Origin of the sequence: Paraburkholderia sp. MM5482-R2 (assembly GCF_050436125.1) — a bacterium.
In the GTDB taxonomy this organism is placed as follows: Bacteria; Pseudomonadota; Gammaproteobacteria; order Burkholderiales; family Burkholderiaceae; genus Paraburkholderia; species Paraburkholderia tuberum.
In genome coordinates, this window is sequence record NZ_JBNDLP010000004.1 from 619,701 (window position 1) to 635,789 (window position 16,089).

Genomic DNA, 16,089 nt, shown 5'->3' on the forward strand with positions numbered 1-16,089 from the left:
GGCTTAGATGATTCCGCCGACAGTAGAGGTCAGAAAATGAAAAATATTTGCAGATACTTTCGGATTGCCGGACTAATTTCCGGATTGATCGCAGGTGCGCTGTTGGGATCGGTTTGCGTACATGCGCAAGGCTCGCCTTCGGTCACGCTCAATTTTAGTGGCACCTATAACGCGGAGACGTGTGCGCTGGTGAGTTCGCCCGACATGACGGTCACGTTGCCAACGCTTTCGACGCGATCGCTGCCGACGGCCGGAGTTATAGATGGCTCAAAGTTCTTTACCATCACAATCCAATGTCCAAGCGGTGTAACGGGGGCGCGCGTGTATTTCGAGAGCGGTTCGTCGACCGATCCCAACACCGGGAATCTGGACCTGCAGAATGCGAGCGGGGCGGCGTCGGCAACGAATGTACAGGTCATGCTGGCCAATGCGGACGGATCGCGGATCAAGGTCGGCGACCGGTCTACGATGAGAGTCGTTCCGATCACGTCCACGGATCCGACGCCGGTGGATTTCATTGCCAGCTACTACGCAACCGGTCGAGCCACGGCTGGCACCGTCAATACATTCGTCACCTATGTCGTCGAAATGCCCTGAGGGTGCCGGCGCGAATACGTTTCTTATTATGTTTGACTCAACAGTCGCGCTCATGCGAGCGACTGCGTTGCATGCAGCACTGCTGTCCGACGGCGCGGAGCTGCCGGCTATTCCTTTTTGGCGCGCGCGTTGCAGTACGTTGGTCGAGACGCTACAGCAGCAAATGCTGGATCGAACTTTTCCGGAAACGGATATCCGGGAAGTCAGCCTCGCACAATGCGTTCTGCTAGATGAACTGACGTTGCATGCATTGCCGTCCAGGCAGCGCGAGGAATGGTTGCGTGAGCCGCTGCAGATGCGTTTTCATGGCGTGCGTGACGGCGCCGCATGGGTATGGCACCGGATCGCGGCGGTGGTGGACGGCGGCGATCCGGACCCCGCCGGACTTGAGTTCTACACCATGTTGCTGGGGCTGGGCTTCGACGGCGGACGCGAAAACGCCAACGCATATCTGGAGCGTGCGAAATCGGCGTTGAACGGGCATCTGCGTCATAAGGCGGCGTTCTCCATACCCGACGCACCGGATAACGCCATGCCACTGACCAATTCGCTTCGGCCGTCGGACGTGTCACGCATCTCACATTCACGCAGAACCGCCGGCGGGGTGATTGCTGGTGCGGTTGCCATCGCGTCACTGTGGACGGCGATGGACCTTAGTCTGGACTTTGCGACACGCGGTCTACCTCAAACGTCGTCGCCGCAGAGTAGTCCTATGCAGACGGAGCGTTCGCAATGATTTCCGGAAACAGCTACCGGGCGGCGCTGATCTGGATCGCCGTCTCCGTAGTTGGACTGATATGGCTATGTTTGCCGCTTGCTCTCCAACCATCGTGGCCCGTTGTGCTCAGTCTTGTTCTGTTGACGGCGGTGGGCGCCGCCGTTTTGCCAGCTTACGGGCGATCGCATCCGACCCACGAGGATCAGGATTTTCAGCTCGGGAACGTGCGTCAGTTATCGATCGTTCTCGTCGTCGGGCCGCATGCCGGCGCGTTGTTTGCACGCGATGGCCAGACATCCACACTGCGACGTAACGGTGATGCGCTGTGGTTGCGTGTCCGGTCCCCGCAGCAGTTGTCCAGCGTGTTGGCCACGGTGATGGAGTCGCATCAACGTCCGCCGGATGCCGTGTTGATGCCCGTTGTTCCCGACGGTGAGTGCGACGATGCTGTGATTCGCCGCGAATTTTCCCGCTGGAAGCATCAAATCGACGCTTGCATCGGTCCCCGGGCGTTCGTATTACCCTGCTATATCGCGATCTACGCGTACCTCGGCTCGAATAGCGACCACGCAGTGGAACCGGTCTGGTTCGGCGATGCCATGAATATCTCGACGATGCAACCCGCGACCGCAACCGCGCGGCAACATGTGCAAGCGCTCAGGCAACAGCTGGATCAGGCTTGGCTCGCTGTCGCCCACCCGGAACGTGCGTCGCGTGCCGGTCTGGGGCATGCAGTGTTCGACTGGCTAGAAGATGAGGCGCTGCTATCGATACTTTCATCGCTCGCGAACACCGCGCCGTTCTCGCTGCGCGGCTTGCTGTTGGCCGACATAGGACACCCGCCGATGCGTCCAGGCGCATGGACGCGATGGCTCACCGGCAAGACCGCGCTGCGGCCGCTGCTGACGAGGCCGAAGGCTCAACCGAAGCCGCTGTCTCTGCCTTTACTTAAGACCATCGCGCGGAACGACAGATTCCGGGTTTCGAAGAGCGAGTGGGCCCGGTCGTATTCCGGAAGCTTGCACGCGTTGGCTGCGTCGGTGGTCGTCCTGATGGTGTCGATTGGTGTCTCCGCATGGTCGAACAGCAGGTTGGTCACGCGAGTCGCCGACGACCTCGAGGTCTACACGCATATACCCACAGCCCGTGCGGATGCGAAGCGTGAGCGATTCGAATCGTTGCGCAGACAATCCGCCGAGCTGGCTCGCTATGCGAGCAACGGTGTGCCGACCGGGCTCGGCTGGGGACTGTATCGGGGCAAGCAGTTGCAAGTCGCGCTTGAACGCGTGACCGCGACATCGCATTCCCCCACGATCGCCGCGCATTCCCCGCCCCTTGCTGTGACGATCGACAGCCTCTTGTTATTCGACAGCGGCAAGACGACGCTCAAGTCAGGTGCAGAGCCAAGGCTCCACGCGGTTCTCGATCTGATTCGCGCGAATCCCGACAAGCGAATTCTCATCGCGGGTCATACTGACAACGTGGGTGCCAGCGTCGCGAATCAAAAGCTCTCCGAGGCACGCGCGCGGGCCATCCGCGATTGGTTCGTCAACACGGCTACGTTGCCCGTCACACGTTTCGCAATTCAGGGGTATGGCGATACCCGGCCGATCGCCGGCAACGAAACTAGTCAGGGGCGCGAGATGAATCGTCGTGTCGAAATCACCGTTGTTCCCGATTCAGGCACGCACTGAAAGTACTCGTCGCGGGTAACCCTCTGGGAGCCAGCGTTCGCGCACGCCAACCCGGCCTCGCTTTTGCGAACGGGACAGACTTTTGGGCAACCGCCCATATCGCCGCGCTGTTCCGAGACATAACATCTTCAGCTTGCGGACTTCATACGAAAGCGAGCGGTGTCGCCGCTCCTTCTTTTACTTGAGCGAACAACCTCAGAGCACTATGTCGGCTTCTACCAGTTCTCAAAAATTCATCGCACGTAATCGTGCCCCCCGCGTCCAGATTGAATACGACGTCGAAATTTACGGTTCGGAAAAGAGAGTCGAACTCCCGTTCGTGATGGGCGTCCTCGCCGACTTGTCGGGCAAGCCGCTCGAACCGTTGCCCGCCGTTGGCGACCGTAAGTTCTTCGATATCGACATCGAGAACTTCGATGAGCGAATGAAGGCCATGAAACCGCGTGTCGCGTTCGCGGTGCCCAACACGCTGACGAACGAAGGTCAGCTGATGGTCGATATCACGTTCGAAAGCATGGACGACTTCTCGCCCGCAGCCGTCGCGAAGAAGGTTGACGCGCTTGCGCAGCTACTCGAGGCGCGTACGCAACTCGCCAATCTGCAAACGTATATGGATGGCAAAAGTGGCGCGGAAAACCTGGTCAGCAAGGTGTTGAGAGACCCAGCGTTACTCGAAGCGCTCGCAAAGGCGCCAAAGCCGGAAGCGGCATCCGCCGGCGAACCGGTGACCAACGAATGATTTTTGCTTTCCGCACGAAAGCACAGCCTGAAACAATGGGGAAATGATGGCCGAACTTCAAGCGAACACGCGCGCCAAGGCAACGGCGAGCGTGACCAGTCAGTCCGATTTCAACGCACTCCTATCGCGCGAATTCAAGCCCAAAACGGAGCGCGCGCGCGAGGCTGTCGAGGGGGCTGTCCGGACGCTCGCTCAACAAGCACTGCTTACATCGGCAACGGTGTCCGACGACGCATACAAAAACATTGAGTCAATTATTGGGGAGATCGATCGCAAATTATCCGAACAGATCAACCTGATTCTCCACCATGAAGATTTTCAGAGTCTTGAAAGCGCATGGCGTGGGCTTCATCACCTCGTCGCGAACACGGAAACGGATGAGAAGCTGAAGATCCGCTTTATGGATGTGTCGAAGGACGACCTGCGTCGCACGATGAAGCGCTATAAAGGGATTGCGTGGGACCAGAGTCCGTTCTTCAAGCAAATTTACGAGGAAGAGTACGGGCAGTTGGGTGGCGAGCCGTACGGCTGTCTCGTCGCTGACTACTACTTCGATCACACGCCCGCCGACGTCGACCTACTAGGCTCGATTGCAAAGGTGGCGGCAGCGTCGCATGCGCCGTTCATTACAGGCGCGGCACCGTCCGTGCTGCAGATGGACTCGTGGCAGGAACTCGCCAACCCGCGCGACCTGACGAAGATTTTTACGCAAAACCTCGAGTACGCACCTTGGAACTCGCTGCGTAGTTCGGAAGACGCGCGCTACATCGGCCTCGCAATGCCGCGTTTCCTTGCACGTCTGCCGTATGGCGTCAAGACGAATCCGGTCGACGAATTCAATTTCGAAGAGGCGACCGCCGGCGCGGATCATCAACGCTATGTATGGTCGAACGCGGCCTACGCAATGGCGGTGAACATCAACCGTTCGTTCAAGAACTACGGTTGGTGCACGCTGATTCGCGGCGTGGAAAGCGGTGGGGTAGTTGAAAACCTGCCGTGTCACACGTTCCCGACGGATGACGGTGGCATCGACATGAAGTGCCCGACGGAAATTGCGATCTCCGACCGCCGCGAAGCGGAATTGTCGAAGAGTGGTTTCATACCGCTCATTCACCGCAAGAACACTGACTACGCGGCGTTCATCGGCGCGCAATCGTTGCAGAAGCCGGTCGAGTACCACGATCCCGACGCAACTGCGAACGCGAATCTATCGGCACGTCTTCCGTATCTGTTCGCGTGCTCGCGCTTTGCGCATTACCTGAAGTGCATCGTGCGCGACAAGATCGGCGCATTCAAGGAGCGGGACGAAATGCAGCAATGGCTCAACGAATGGGTCATGAACTACGTTGACGCCGATCCCGCGAATTCGTCGCAGGAAACCAAGGCACGTCGACCGCTGGCCGCGGCCGAAGTGGTCGTCGAGGACGTCGAGGGAAACCCGGGATATTACCAGGCGAAGTTCTTCCTGCGTCCGCATTTCCAACTTGAAGGTCTGACGGTTTCTTTGCGTCTCGTCGCGAAGCTGCCGCTCGTGAAGGATGCAGCCTGACCTGACGTCTACCGTTCATTCGGTGATTGAGCGACGGACAGGCGCTCACTAAATATGCCTGACTTTCATTGAGCATCTTTAAAACTAATCGGTATCAAGGAGTATTTTTATGGCGCAAGACATCTTTCTCAAGATTAACGGGATTGATGGTGAGTCGGCAGACGCTAACCACAAGGACGAAATCGATGTTCTGAGCTGGGCGTGGGGCGTTACGCAGCAATCGAATATGCACGTTGGTTCCGGTGGTGGCGCTGGCCGAGCTACGGTCGACGACTTCACGTTTGAGCATTTCATCGATCGTGCAACGCCCAACCTGACGCAATACTGCCTGACCGGTAAGCACATCGACGAAGCCAAACTCGTCGTGCGCAAGGCTGGCGGTAATCCGCTCGAATACATCAAATTCACGATGAACGACGTGCTGGTTACCTCGGTGCATCCGTCCGGCGTCAGCGACAGTGAATCGCGTCCGTGCGAAACGGTGCGTCTGTCCTTTGCTCGCCTGAAGCAGGAATATGTGGTGCAGAACGCGCAAGGCGGTAGCGGTGGTGCGATCACGGCGACCTTCGATATCAAGAAGAACACAGCCTAAATCGCACATTTTCCTGAATCTTGGCACGACGACCCTTTTGTCCGGGACGCCGTGTCAAGGTTGTTAACCGGGATGCCCGGCTGGATGCAGGCATCCTGGTTCATTCAGGGCGATGTGCGAGATCACCTTGATACCGTCAGATGGTTTCGATCTTTTTTTCCCGCTTCGCGATATGGCTGCGTATCGGAGGCTGGCTAGCCCTAAGCGGGGCGAGCGCATGGCTGTCCGGGTGCGCTACCGCGTCGGCTCCCGTTGTCAAGGAGCGAACGACCCTCCGGCTTCAGATCGCGGCAAACGAGAACGTCAATCCGAACGAGTGGGGAACGGCGGCGCCGATCCTCGTGCGGGTCTACGAACTGAAGTCGCCGACGGCGTTTCAAACCGGCGACTTTTTCACGCTGCAAAGCGACGACAAAAAAATCCTTGGCGACGACGTGCTGGTCGTTGACGAATTTATTCTGCGTCCCGGCGATACACGCGAGATCGTCCGGAAGTCGAACCCCGCCACTACCGCAATTGGCGTGCTGGCCGGCTACCGGAATCTCGGGAAATCGGTCTGGCGCGCGGTTTACCGGTTGCCAATCGCGCCCGACGCCGCATGGTACAGGATGGCTCTTCCAGACAAGGAACAGAAGCTGACGATCCAGCTCGATCAGCGCACTGTTTCGATTTCAAAGTCAGACTAATTTCGATGAGTTGGTATAGCAAAGTTGTTTGGAGCGAAGGACTCTTCCTGCGCCCGCAATTGTTTCAGCAGCAGGAGCGGTATTTCGAGTCGTTCGCGCATCGCCGGAGCGCGCCGCTGAGCCCGTTTTTCTGGGGCTTCAGCCGTTATGAAATCGATCAGGAATCGCTCGCGTTCGGCAAGCTGGTGTTCAAGAGCGGGCTCGGCGTATTTCCAGACGGCACACCGTTCGAGGTGCCTGGCCTGACGCTGCCCCCGCCCCCACTGACGATCGGACCGGAACATCAGGAGCAGGTGATTTACCTGGCGGTCCCGCTTCGCTTGCCTAACACCGAGGAAACCGCCTTCACCGAGCAGAGCGGATCGCTCGCCCGTTACCATGCGTACGACGCCGAACTGCGCGACAGCAACGCGATCGGCCAAGGTCCGAAGCCCGTCCAACTCTCGAATCTGCGCTTGCGGCTGTTGCCCGAGAAAGAGCTGACGCAGTCGTGGATCGGGCTTGCGCTGACGCGCGTGAAGGCGCTGCACGCCGACGGCGCCGTGTCGCTGCACAGCGCCGACCACATTCCGCCCGTGACCGGTTACGGCGCGAATCCACTGCTGCGGGAATGGGCGATGCAGCTGCACGGCCTCGCGCGACTACGCGCCGACGCGCTCGCCGCCCGTCTGTCAGGTGCTGATGGCCGTACGGGCGCGGCGGCCGAAGTGGCCGACTATCTGCTGCTCCAGGTGCTCAATCGCTATGAGCCGCTGCTGGAGCATATTTGCCAACTCGAGGAGACCGCGCCGGTGACCGTGTATCGCGAGCTCGCGCTTTTCGCGGGCGAGCTTTCGACCTTCGTGCGTCCGCAAACGCGGCGTCCGCGGGCGGCGCCGGGCTATGACCATGCGCAGCTCTACCGCAGTATCAGGCCCCTCGTCGAGGAGGTTCACTATCTGTTGAACCAGGTGTTGATTCGTGGTGCGCAGCCCATTCCGCTTACGGAGCAGGCGCATGGCATTCGTACGGCCGCCATGCTGCCGAACGAATTGGCCGGCTATTCGAGCCTCGTGCTCGCCGTGGGCGCGCAGATGCCTTCCGAATTGCTGCAGCAGCAGTTTCTTGCCCAAACGAAGATCAGTCATCCGCAGCGCTTGCCGGAATTGATCCGTTCGCACCTGCCGGGTCTGGCAGTAGCGGCGCTGCCGGTTCCTCCGCGCCAGATTCCGTTCAACTCGGGCTTTATCTATTTCGAACTGTCGCGTACCGGACCGTTCCGGGAACAGATTGCGCGGCACGGAGGGCTTGCCATGCATGTCGCCGGGCACTTCCCGGAACTCAAGCTTGAGCTGTGGGGCGTGCGTCAAAAATGAGTACCGGTGCATACGGGGACGACGCGTTCGAGTTTCTGTTGAACCCCGACAACTCTGCTTCTGGCCAGAGCCAGCCGTCTGCCGTTCCCGCTGGGCGTCCCACAACCGCGGGTGTCGCCAATCAGGAACCGGTGGTCGATGCGGCCGCGTTCGATCCGCCGGAACAAGTGCAGACGCGTCTGGAGCGCATGAAGGCTGCGCGCAATCCGTTGTGTGAAGCCGCGCAGCCTTTGTTGCGCATGCTGGCGGACATGCCGGCTTCGCTCGATTCGTTGGCTGCGGTCGCGAGCTTGCGCTCGCTGCTGGTGCGTGAGGTCGCCGCATTCCAGAAGGTCTGCGACAAAGCGAGTTTGCCGTGGAAGCACGTGGCGGCTGTCCGTTACGCGCTGTGCACCGCGCTCGACGAAGCCGCCAACCGCACGCGTTGGGGGAACGGTGGAATTTGGGCCGCGGGGGGGCTGCTGCTCAAGTTCGAAGGAGAAGTGGACGGCGGCGAGAAGTTCTTCCTGCTGATAGGCCGCATGGCAACGGATCCCCAGGAGTACATCGACGTCCTCGAGGTGTTGTATCGCATTCTCAGCCTTGGATTCGAAGGACGCTACAGCGTTGCCGCGGACGGTCCACGTCATCTGGAGCAGATCCGGCAGCGAATGCTGACGCTTATCAGCGGCACGCGGGACACGATGCGGCTCGAACTGTCGCCGCACTGGCGCGGCGAGGAGCCGGGCAGGATGCGGCTGCTGAAAAGCGTGCCGGTCTGGGCGACGGCGGGCGTCGCTGCGCTATGTGTATTCTCGCTGTTCGCCTGGTACAAGTATCGGCTTCTGGCGCAAAGCAATGCGCTGGAAGCGAAGATTCTCGCGATCGGAGAGCCGATCAAGGTCGCCGCTCCGGTCGTTCACGAGCGCTTGCGCCTGTCGATTTTGCTGAAAGACGAGATCGCTCGCGGCCAGGTCTCCGTCGAAGAGACCGCGAGCAGCAGCCGGGTCGTGTTCCGTGGCGACTACGTGTTCCTGCCGGGGCAAAGCCGCATTCGACCGGAACTGGATCCGGTGTTGACCAAGGTCGCGCAGGAGGTCGTCCGGGTCGGCGGCAATGTCACGGTGACCGGGCACACCGACAACCAGCCGATTCATACGGCGGAGTTTCCTGACAACCTGGTGCTATCGGAAAAGCGCGCCGCGTTCGTCGCCGACGTATTGAAGGCGCACGGCATGCCCGGCAATCGCATCGAGGCTGTCGGCAAGGGCGATACACAACCTGTCGCGGACAACAGTACAGCGGAAGGTCGTTCCCGCAATCGACGCGTGGAAGTCTTCGTCACGCATTAACGGGAAAGCCTTGATGTCTTATTTGAACCGCTTATCGAAACTTGTGCTCACGCGCCAGACGCTGGTGCTCGCCGCGATCCTCGTGACGGCTGTGGCCGTCTGGTTCGTGGGACCTCTGATTGCATTTGGCGACTACCGCCCACTCGAGAGCGTGCTCTCGCGCACGCTGTCGATCGTCGTGCTGTTATTGCTGCTGCTGTTCTGGCTGCTCGGCTGGTCGCCTGGCGTCATCGGCGTCGCGTTGCTGTGTCTCGCGCTCTGGTATTTCGGACCGATACTCGCGTTCGGCCAAACGCATCCACTCGGCACCACCTGGTCCCGCGTGCTGCTGATCTCGGTGCTGCTTGCCTGCTACGCGATCTATGGGCTGTATCGTCTGTGGCGGGCAGTGCGCAGCGATGACGTGCTGCTGCAGCGCGTTCTGAACCCGTTCACGAAGAAGTCGGCCGCGACCCCTGTCGCACGAGACGAAATCCGCGCGCTTCACGCGGTCGTCGCGAAGGCCATCGACAAGCTCAAACGCATGCGCGGCGGACCGGCAGGGTTGCGTCGTCTGCTCGAAAGCCAACGCTACCTGTACGAACTTCCGTGGTACATGGTGGTGGGCTCGCCAGGCGCCGGCAAGACGACGTTGGTCCTGAACTCGGGTCTGGATTTTCCGGAGGCGGATCAGATGGTCGCGGCGTCGCTGAGAAGCCGCGTCGAAACGGCGAACTGCGACTGGTGGTTCGCGAACGAGGCGGTGCTGATCGACACCGCTGGCCGCTATACGGTTCAGGACGCAGCGTCGCAAGACGCCGCGAAGGTTGACGTCGATCCGGAAGACCTGAAGAGCGTGAACGAGGCCGAGTGGCGCGGCCTTCTGGGGCTGCTTCGCAAGCGGCGCCCGCGCGCGCCGATCAACGGTGCGTTGCTGGTCGTTTCAATCGAAGAGTTGTTGACGCGCCCAGCGCCCGAACGAAAGGCGCTCGCCGCGTCCATGCGCGCTCGGCTCGGCGAGTTGCGCCAGCAGTTGGGGATTCGATTCCCCGTCTACGTGCTCGTCACGAAGCTCGATCTGCTGCCCGGCTTCGGGGAGTATTTCCAGTCGTTGACGGCGGAAAGCCGCGCGCAGATTTTCGGCTTCACACTGCCTTATCAGGAAGCGGCGGAAGAACACGGCCGCGACACACTGCGCCTGAACTGCGCGGCCGAAATGCGTGAGCTGGAGCAGGGACTCGAAGACGGCGTCAACACGAGGCTGCAAGAGGTGTACGAGGTCGATCTGCGCAAGAAACTTTATGCGCTGCCGTCAGAATTTCGTAGCCTGTGTGCGGAACTCAATGAATTGCTCGCGCTGGTGTTTCTCGATTCGAAGTACGACGACTCGCAGTTGAACAGCACGCTGCGCGGCGTCTATTTCACGAGCGCGGCGCAAACTCACGAGGCCGTGTCCGCCGACAGCTCCACGCTCTTGCAGCGGCTGCGTCGCGGGCTCGCGGGTTTATTTGGTGCCGCGCCGAATACGGTCTCGCCGTCGTCCGGCGACGCGACGCCTACCGGCTATCGCGGCTATTTCTTGCGCAATCTGTTTCAGCGCGTGATCCTGGCCGAAGCGCATCTGGTGCGGCCGAACCTGTACTGGGAAGTCCGCTTCCGCGCGTTGCGTCTTATCGGACATCTGCTCGCGATCGTCGTGGCGGTGTGGCTGATTGGTGCGCTCGTCGTGAGCTTCGGCAACAACCGCGAGTATCTCGCCGCGATCGATGGCAAGGCCAATGCGCTCGCCGCGCGGGTCTTGTCGCAACGGAAGGCGCCGCAGCCCGGGACGATGGGGACGCTTCTGTCGGCGTCGCGTGACCTGCCTCAGTTCGACGGCATGGACCTCGACAGTCCCGGTGCCGCATGGCACTACGGGCTCTACACGGCGCCCGCCATCCGCGCCGCCGCCGGCGAGACTTACAACAATCTGCTGAAACAGATGCTGCTGCCGCAAGTCGTCGGCCGGCTCGAAACGGTGCTCGATACGCAAATCGGCGTACAGGACGCGGACGGCGTTTATCGCACGCTGATGGTCTACCTGATGCTGTTCGATGGCTCGCACTACGACGCGAAAGCGGTCAAGGCATGGGTGCTCGGCGACTGGGAACACGCCAACAGCGTCGCATCGCTCGGCGAGCGCAACGTGATGGCGCGTCACCTCGATGCGCTGATCGTGGAAGGGGTGCCCGCGGTGCCGGCAAGACCGGTGAATGCGCAGCTCGTGCGCCGCGCGCGCGAGTTCCTTGGCCGCAATCCGGCGTCCGGACGGCTCTACGAACGTGCGATGAACGCGATGGCTCCCGAGGCGCCCGAGAACGTCACGCTGCTGAGCGCCGCGGGTCCGCAGGCCACTACCGTGTTCATGCTGGCCGGCGGTTCGACGCTCGCGCGAGGTATCCCCGGTCTCTATACCTACGACGGCTATCACGCCGTTTTTAACAAGCGCCTCCCTGATTTTCTCGAGCAGGCGCGAAAACAGGACACTTGGGTGATGGGCGAGGCCGATGCATCGGCGCGGCGGCGGCGGATGGCAAACGGCAACGCACCGCGCAAGGACAGGCTCGCCGACGATATCCGTCGCCAATACCTGACCGACTATGGCAATTACTGGAGCCAGTTTCTCGACGACGTGAGACCGGTGTCCGGCAGCGAAGGCACCCTGGCGCCCGATCTGCAGACGCTGCGTACGCTGGCTGCGCCGGATTCGCCGCTGGCGAGACTCGCGCGAACGGCCGCGCGCGAGACGTCGCTGTCGATCGTGGATGGCGCGGACGAGCCGTCGGCCGCCGGTAGTGCCATGAACGTGATCATGCGTCGCTCGCAGGCGGCGCGCGCGGCGAGCGCCGTGGCCGCAACCGCCACGATCGGTCAGCTCGCGCAACAGAAGATGGAACGTGAACTGGTCGACAGACGCTTTGCCGCGCTGCGCGAAGTCGTGACCGGCCAGGCCGATAGCGGGAGCGCGCTGCCCGGCGGCAGCGGCGTGCTGCAGCTGGGCGGCGTCATCGGGCTGATCAACGAGCAGTACACGCGATTGATGACGGCCGGCGACGTGCTCGCCACCAACAGCATGCCGCCCACGGACGACCTCGGCTCCACGCTGCAGCTCGAGGCGCAGAAGCTTCCGCCGCCGTTTCGGGCCGTGCTCGTGGGCCTCGCGTCGCAGTCGATGCGCAAGGTGGACCGCAATGTCGGCTCCTTGCTCACGATGCAGGTCGAATCGAGCGTTGGCGCGCAATGCCGACGTGCTGTCGAAGGCAAATATCCGTTTGCCGCGAGCGCCCAGGAAGTCGACATCGACGATTTCAATCGCGTGTTCGCGGCCGGCGGCCTGCTCGACGACTTTTTCCACAAGACGCTCGCCAGCCGCGTCGATACGAGCATGCGGCCATGGCGCTATAAGCCGGTCAGCCCCGGCATGCCGCCCATGCAGGGACCGGGCCTCGAACCGTTCGAGCGCGCCGCGGCGATCCGTCAGACATTTTTCCGCGATCCCGGCGCGACCCGGATGTCGTGGAACGCGGGCCTCAAGGTCGTGTCGCTGGACCCCGAGATTACCGATCTGCTCATCGACGTCGACGGGCAAAACCTGCGCTATGCGCATGGTCCGGTCACGACGTCCCCGATCACCTGGCCGGGGCCGCGCGGCGGTTCGATGGCCGGCCTCACCGCGAATCCGCGCGTGCGTCCGGACACGTCGACCGTCATGACCGAAGGTCCGTGGGCGCTGTTCCGTCTGATCGACCGGGGCCGCGTGACGTCGACGTTGTCGTCGAGCCGCTCGGCGGTGGACTTCAATTTCGACGACCGGCACGCGGTCATCGAACTGACATCGGGCGGACAGTCAGGACCGCAACTCACGGCGTTGCTGCGCGATTTTCGTTGTCCCGGTAGCGGAAACGCGATGGGAAGGCGAGCGGACGCGTCGTCAGGCTCCGCATTCGCCGACGAACTGTAGCGTCTAGCGTCTTTTCGATATAGAGAATTTAGAGGAGTGCATGTCAAGTAATCCCTTGAACGCGATAAGTGTGCAAAGCCGCGCAGTGACCGTATCCAGCGCGGCGATACCGCGGTGGCCGGGGCAGACCGCGGACGGACAGACGCAGCCGGCGCTGGAGTTCATGTCACTGAACGGCGACGAGCATCTCGGCAAGCTGTTTGAGTACGAACTGCTGTTGCGCACGCCTGACGATTACACGGTACCGCTTGCCGTCAGTGCCAACCTCGACCTGAAGGCGCTGCTAGGCAAGGAAATGACCGTCGCGATCGACCTCCAGCCGAGCGCCGACACCGAAGCATGTCAGCGCGAAATCACCGGACTCGTCGTCGCCGCGCAATACCTGCGTCGGGACGGCCGCTACAACGTCTATCGTGTCGTGCTGAAGCCGTGGCTGTGGCTGGCGACCCTGACGACCGACTACAAGATTTTCCAGAACAGGACGGTCATCGAGATCATCGACGAGGTGCTGAAGGACTATCCGTACCCGGTCGAAAAGCGCCTCGACGTGAGCCGCTATGCGCTCGAGGGTGAGAGTCCGACCAACGAACCGCGCACGTTCCAGGTCCAGTACGGCGAGACCGATTACGACTTCATTCATCGTCTGATGGAAGAGTGGGGCATCTACTGGTTTTTCGAGCATGCCGACGGCAAGCACCGGCTCGTGCTGTGCGACCACATTGGCGCGCACCGCCACTCGCCGAACCCGTCATACCGGACGCTGGCGTTCCAACCGCAGGGCGGCAAGACCGACACCGAATACATCAGCGCGTTTTCGACGGCCGAAGTCTTGTGCACCGGTCACTACGTGACGAGCGACTTCGACTTCACGCGTTCGCGCGCCGACATGCGGGCGATCAATCAGCAACCGCGCGACACCAGTTGGAACCTGCTCGAGCGCTACGACTGGCCGGGCGACTACACCGACAGCAGCCACGGTGAACTGCTGGCGCGTACGCGCATGGAAGCACTGCGCGCGCCGGGTACGCGAGCGAAAGGCGAAGGTAACGTACGGGGACTCGCGTGCGGGCAGACGTTCGTGTTGACCAACTACGACTATACGGCCGCGAACTGCGAATACCTCGTCATCGGTACGAAGCTCGACCTGACCGGTACGCCGGACGAATCGGGTAGCGGCTACGAATACACCTGCAGCAACAAGTTCGACGCGCAACCGACAAGCGAAGTGTTCAGACTGCCGCGGGAGACCTCGAAGCCGGTCGTCAACGGGCCGCAGTCGGCTGTCGTCGTGGGTCCCGAGGGCAAGGAACTGTGGACCGACGAATTCGGCCGCGTGAAGGTCCGCTTCGTCTGGGACCGTTACGGCCAAAACGTCGAAACCGACTCCTGCTGGGTCCGTGTGAGCCAGGCGTGGGCCGGTCAGGGTTTCGGTGGCATCTACATTCCGCGCATCGGCCAGGAAGTCATCGTCGACTTCTGGAACGGCGACCCGGATCGTCCGCTGATCACCGGGAGCCTGTACAACGCGGCGACGCGTCCGCCCTATGACTTGCCAGGCAACGCGACGCAGAGCGGTTTCATGAGCCGGTCGATGGAAGGGGGCCTGCAGAACTACAACAGCATCCGCTTCGAGGACAAGGCGGGTGCCGAGGAATTCACGTTGCAGGCGGAACGGGACATGAACCGCCTGACGAAGCTGAATGAGTCACACGTCGTCGGTGCCGACTACACGATCGGCGTGGCCGCGGCGCACAGCATGACCGTCGGCGCGACGTCCAGCACGATCGTCGGCGGCAAGTACTCGGTAAGGGTGAAGGGTGTCGCCTTCTATTCCGTGGGTCTTGCACACTTTGTCTCGATTGGCGGGGCGGAGGAGACCGCGGTTGGGGGTGCCTCCCTTCTGACGGTGGGCGGTGCACGTACGGTCACGGTTGGTGGCGCGTCGACGCACGCGGTAGGCGGAGCCTATTCGCTGTCGGCCGGGAAGGCGCTGTCTATCGTGTGCGGCAAGTCCTCGCTGACCATGAACAAGGATGGCGAGATCAAGCTCATCGGTAAGTCGATCCGCATCCAGGGTGACACCCGTGTCGTGGTGCAAGGCACGCCGCTGGACCTTAACCCCGGTGACAAGGAATGCGGCAGCTCAGTGACGGTGCCAGTTCCTGTAGTGGTGCTCGATGCGCTGGACGTTCCAGTTATTCCGTCACCTCCATCGGACGAGCCGCTTCCGACGATATGTCCGCTTCCGACGATATGTCCGCCGCCCTCGGAAGAGCCGCCGCCATCGGAAGAGCCGCCGCCATCGGAAGAGCCGCCGCCATCGGAAGAGCCGCCGCCATCGGAAGAGCCGCCGCCATCGGAAGAGCCGCCGCCGTCGGAAGAGCCGCCGCCATCGGAAGAGCCGGCGCCATCGGAAGAGCCGGCACCGTCGGAGGAGCCGCCGCCGTCCGAAGAGCCGCCGAAAACCGGCATTGACTTGTAACAGCGTATTTCGCAATACCGTGCAGACGGCGAATGCCTTCGCGCATCGCCCTGCACGGACGTTCAGTTTCCATGAGGAGAAAATCGATCATGTTTCCAGCGGCTCGCAAAGGCGATGCGATCGGACATGGCGGTTCGATCGTCTCGGGCTCCCCGACGGTCTTCATCAATCGATTGCCTGCGGCGCTCGTCGGTATGAGCTCTGCCGTTTGCGCGCTGCACCCGTGCTCGCAAGCTGTGGTCGCGGGTTCGGGTACGGTGTTGATCAACAACGTGCCGGCGGCATTGGTTGGCGGCAAGGTTTCGTGTGGCGCGCCGTGTTCCGCTGGCTCGCCAGACGTGCGCATCGGTTCATGATGACGATGGGG

Annotated in this window: 12 protein-coding genes; all 12 read left to right on the forward strand. The window is 61.6% G+C overall.

The window, feature by feature from the left end; translation table 11 throughout:
- Positions 1-36 precede the first annotated feature (36 nt).
- The 12 genes from OKW37_RS38880 to OKW37_RS38935 all read left to right on the forward strand — a co-directional run bounded on the left by OKW37_RS38880 (position 37) and on the right by OKW37_RS38935 (position 16,078).
- Positions 37-597, forward strand: coding sequence for a fimbrial protein (locus tag OKW37_RS38880; RefSeq protein ID WP_262413785.1), 561 nt, complete (start codon positions 37-39; stop codon positions 595-597).
- A 52-nt stretch (positions 598-649) separates the two neighbouring features.
- Positions 650-1,333, forward strand: coding sequence for a DotU family type IV/VI secretion system protein (locus OKW37_RS38885; protein WP_429510115.1), 684 nt, complete (start codon positions 650-652; stop codon positions 1,331-1,333).
- Positions 1,330-3,009: an OmpA family protein gene (locus OKW37_RS38890; protein ID WP_429402043.1), complete on the forward strand. Its 1,680-nt coding sequence runs from the start codon at positions 1,330-1,332 to the stop codon at positions 3,007-3,009. Before OKW37_RS38885 ends, OKW37_RS38890 begins: the two co-directional genes overlap by 4 nt.
- A 205-nt stretch (positions 3,010-3,214) precedes the next feature.
- Positions 3,215-3,748: a type VI secretion system contractile sheath small subunit gene (tssB, locus tag OKW37_RS38895; RefSeq protein ID WP_429402041.1), complete on the forward strand. Its 534-nt coding sequence runs from the start codon at positions 3,215-3,217 to the stop codon at positions 3,746-3,748.
- A gap of 46 nt (positions 3,749-3,794) precedes the next feature.
- Positions 3,795-5,297, forward strand: a complete 1,503-nt coding sequence (tssC, locus tag OKW37_RS38900; RefSeq protein ID WP_187616474.1) for a type VI secretion system contractile sheath large subunit — start codon at positions 3,795-3,797, stop codon at positions 5,295-5,297.
- A 109-nt stretch (positions 5,298-5,406) separates the two neighbouring features.
- Entirely contained in the window at positions 5,407-5,889 is a 483-nt protein-coding gene (locus OKW37_RS38905) for an Hcp family type VI secretion system effector (RefSeq protein WP_184023663.1), read from the forward strand.
- A gap of 140 nt (positions 5,890-6,029) precedes the next feature.
- Entirely contained in the window at positions 6,030-6,575 is a 546-nt protein-coding gene (tssJ, locus tag OKW37_RS38910; RefSeq protein WP_429402038.1) for a type VI secretion system lipoprotein TssJ, read from the forward strand.
- Positions 6,576-6,580: 5 nt separating this feature from the next.
- On the forward strand, positions 6,581-7,930 hold the full coding sequence (gene tssK / locus OKW37_RS38915) for a type VI secretion system baseplate subunit TssK (protein WP_429402036.1): 1,350 nt from the start codon (positions 6,581-6,583) through the stop codon (positions 7,928-7,930).
- Positions 7,927-9,261 carry a type VI secretion system protein TssL, long form gene (gene tssL / locus OKW37_RS38920; RefSeq protein WP_429402034.1) on the forward strand — a complete coding sequence of 445 codons (1,335 nt, stop codon included), beginning with the start codon at positions 7,927-7,929 and terminating at the stop codon, positions 9,259-9,261. The genes tssK and tssL overlap by 4 nt, the downstream gene beginning before the upstream one ends.
- Positions 9,262-9,274: 13 nt before the next feature.
- Entirely contained in the window at positions 9,275-13,240 is a 3,966-nt protein-coding gene (gene tssM, locus OKW37_RS38925; RefSeq protein ID WP_429402032.1) for a type VI secretion system membrane subunit TssM, read from the forward strand.
- Between the two features lie 40 nt (positions 13,241-13,280).
- On the forward strand, positions 13,281-15,722 hold the full coding sequence (locus OKW37_RS38930) for a type VI secretion system Vgr family protein (RefSeq protein ID WP_429402030.1): 2,442 nt from the start codon (positions 13,281-13,283) through the stop codon (positions 15,720-15,722).
- A gap of 89 nt (positions 15,723-15,811) precedes the next feature.
- Positions 15,812-16,078: a PAAR domain-containing protein gene (locus OKW37_RS38935; protein WP_090810707.1), complete on the forward strand. Its 267-nt coding sequence runs from the start codon at positions 15,812-15,814 to the stop codon at positions 16,076-16,078.
- Positions 16,079-16,089: the final 11 nt, after the last annotated feature.

Excerpts from the sequence above, each read along its gene's own strand:
- OKW37_RS38880 (WP_262413785.1), top strand. The coding sequence starts at position 37 with ATGAAAAATATTTGCAGATACTTTCGGATTGCCGGACTAATTTCCGGA.
- OKW37_RS38885 (WP_429510115.1), top strand. The coding sequence starts at position 650 with ATGCGAGCGACTGCGTTGCATGCAGCACTGCTGTCCGACGGCGCGGAG.
- OKW37_RS38890 (WP_429402043.1), top strand. The coding sequence starts at position 1,330 with ATGATTTCCGGAAACAGCTACCGGGCGGCGCTGATCTGGATCGCCGTC.
- tssB (WP_429402041.1), top strand. The coding sequence starts at position 3,215 with ATGTCGGCTTCTACCAGTTCTCAAAAATTCATCGCACGTAATCGTGCC.
- tssC (WP_187616474.1), top strand. The coding sequence starts at position 3,795 with ATGGCCGAACTTCAAGCGAACACGCGCGCCAAGGCAACGGCGAGCGTG.
- OKW37_RS38905 (WP_184023663.1), top strand. The coding sequence starts at position 5,407 with ATGGCGCAAGACATCTTTCTCAAGATTAACGGGATTGATGGTGAGTCG.
- tssJ (WP_429402038.1), top strand. The coding sequence starts at position 6,030 with ATGGTTTCGATCTTTTTTTCCCGCTTCGCGATATGGCTGCGTATCGGA.
- tssK (WP_429402036.1), top strand. The coding sequence starts at position 6,581 with ATGAGTTGGTATAGCAAAGTTGTTTGGAGCGAAGGACTCTTCCTGCGC.
- tssL (WP_429402034.1), top strand. The coding sequence starts at position 7,927 with ATGAGTACCGGTGCATACGGGGACGACGCGTTCGAGTTTCTGTTGAAC.
- tssM (WP_429402032.1), top strand. The coding sequence starts at position 9,275 with ATGTCTTATTTGAACCGCTTATCGAAACTTGTGCTCACGCGCCAGACG.
- OKW37_RS38930 (WP_429402030.1), top strand. The coding sequence starts at position 13,281 with ATGTCAAGTAATCCCTTGAACGCGATAAGTGTGCAAAGCCGCGCAGTG.
- OKW37_RS38935 (WP_090810707.1), top strand. The coding sequence starts at position 15,812 with ATGTTTCCAGCGGCTCGCAAAGGCGATGCGATCGGACATGGCGGTTCG.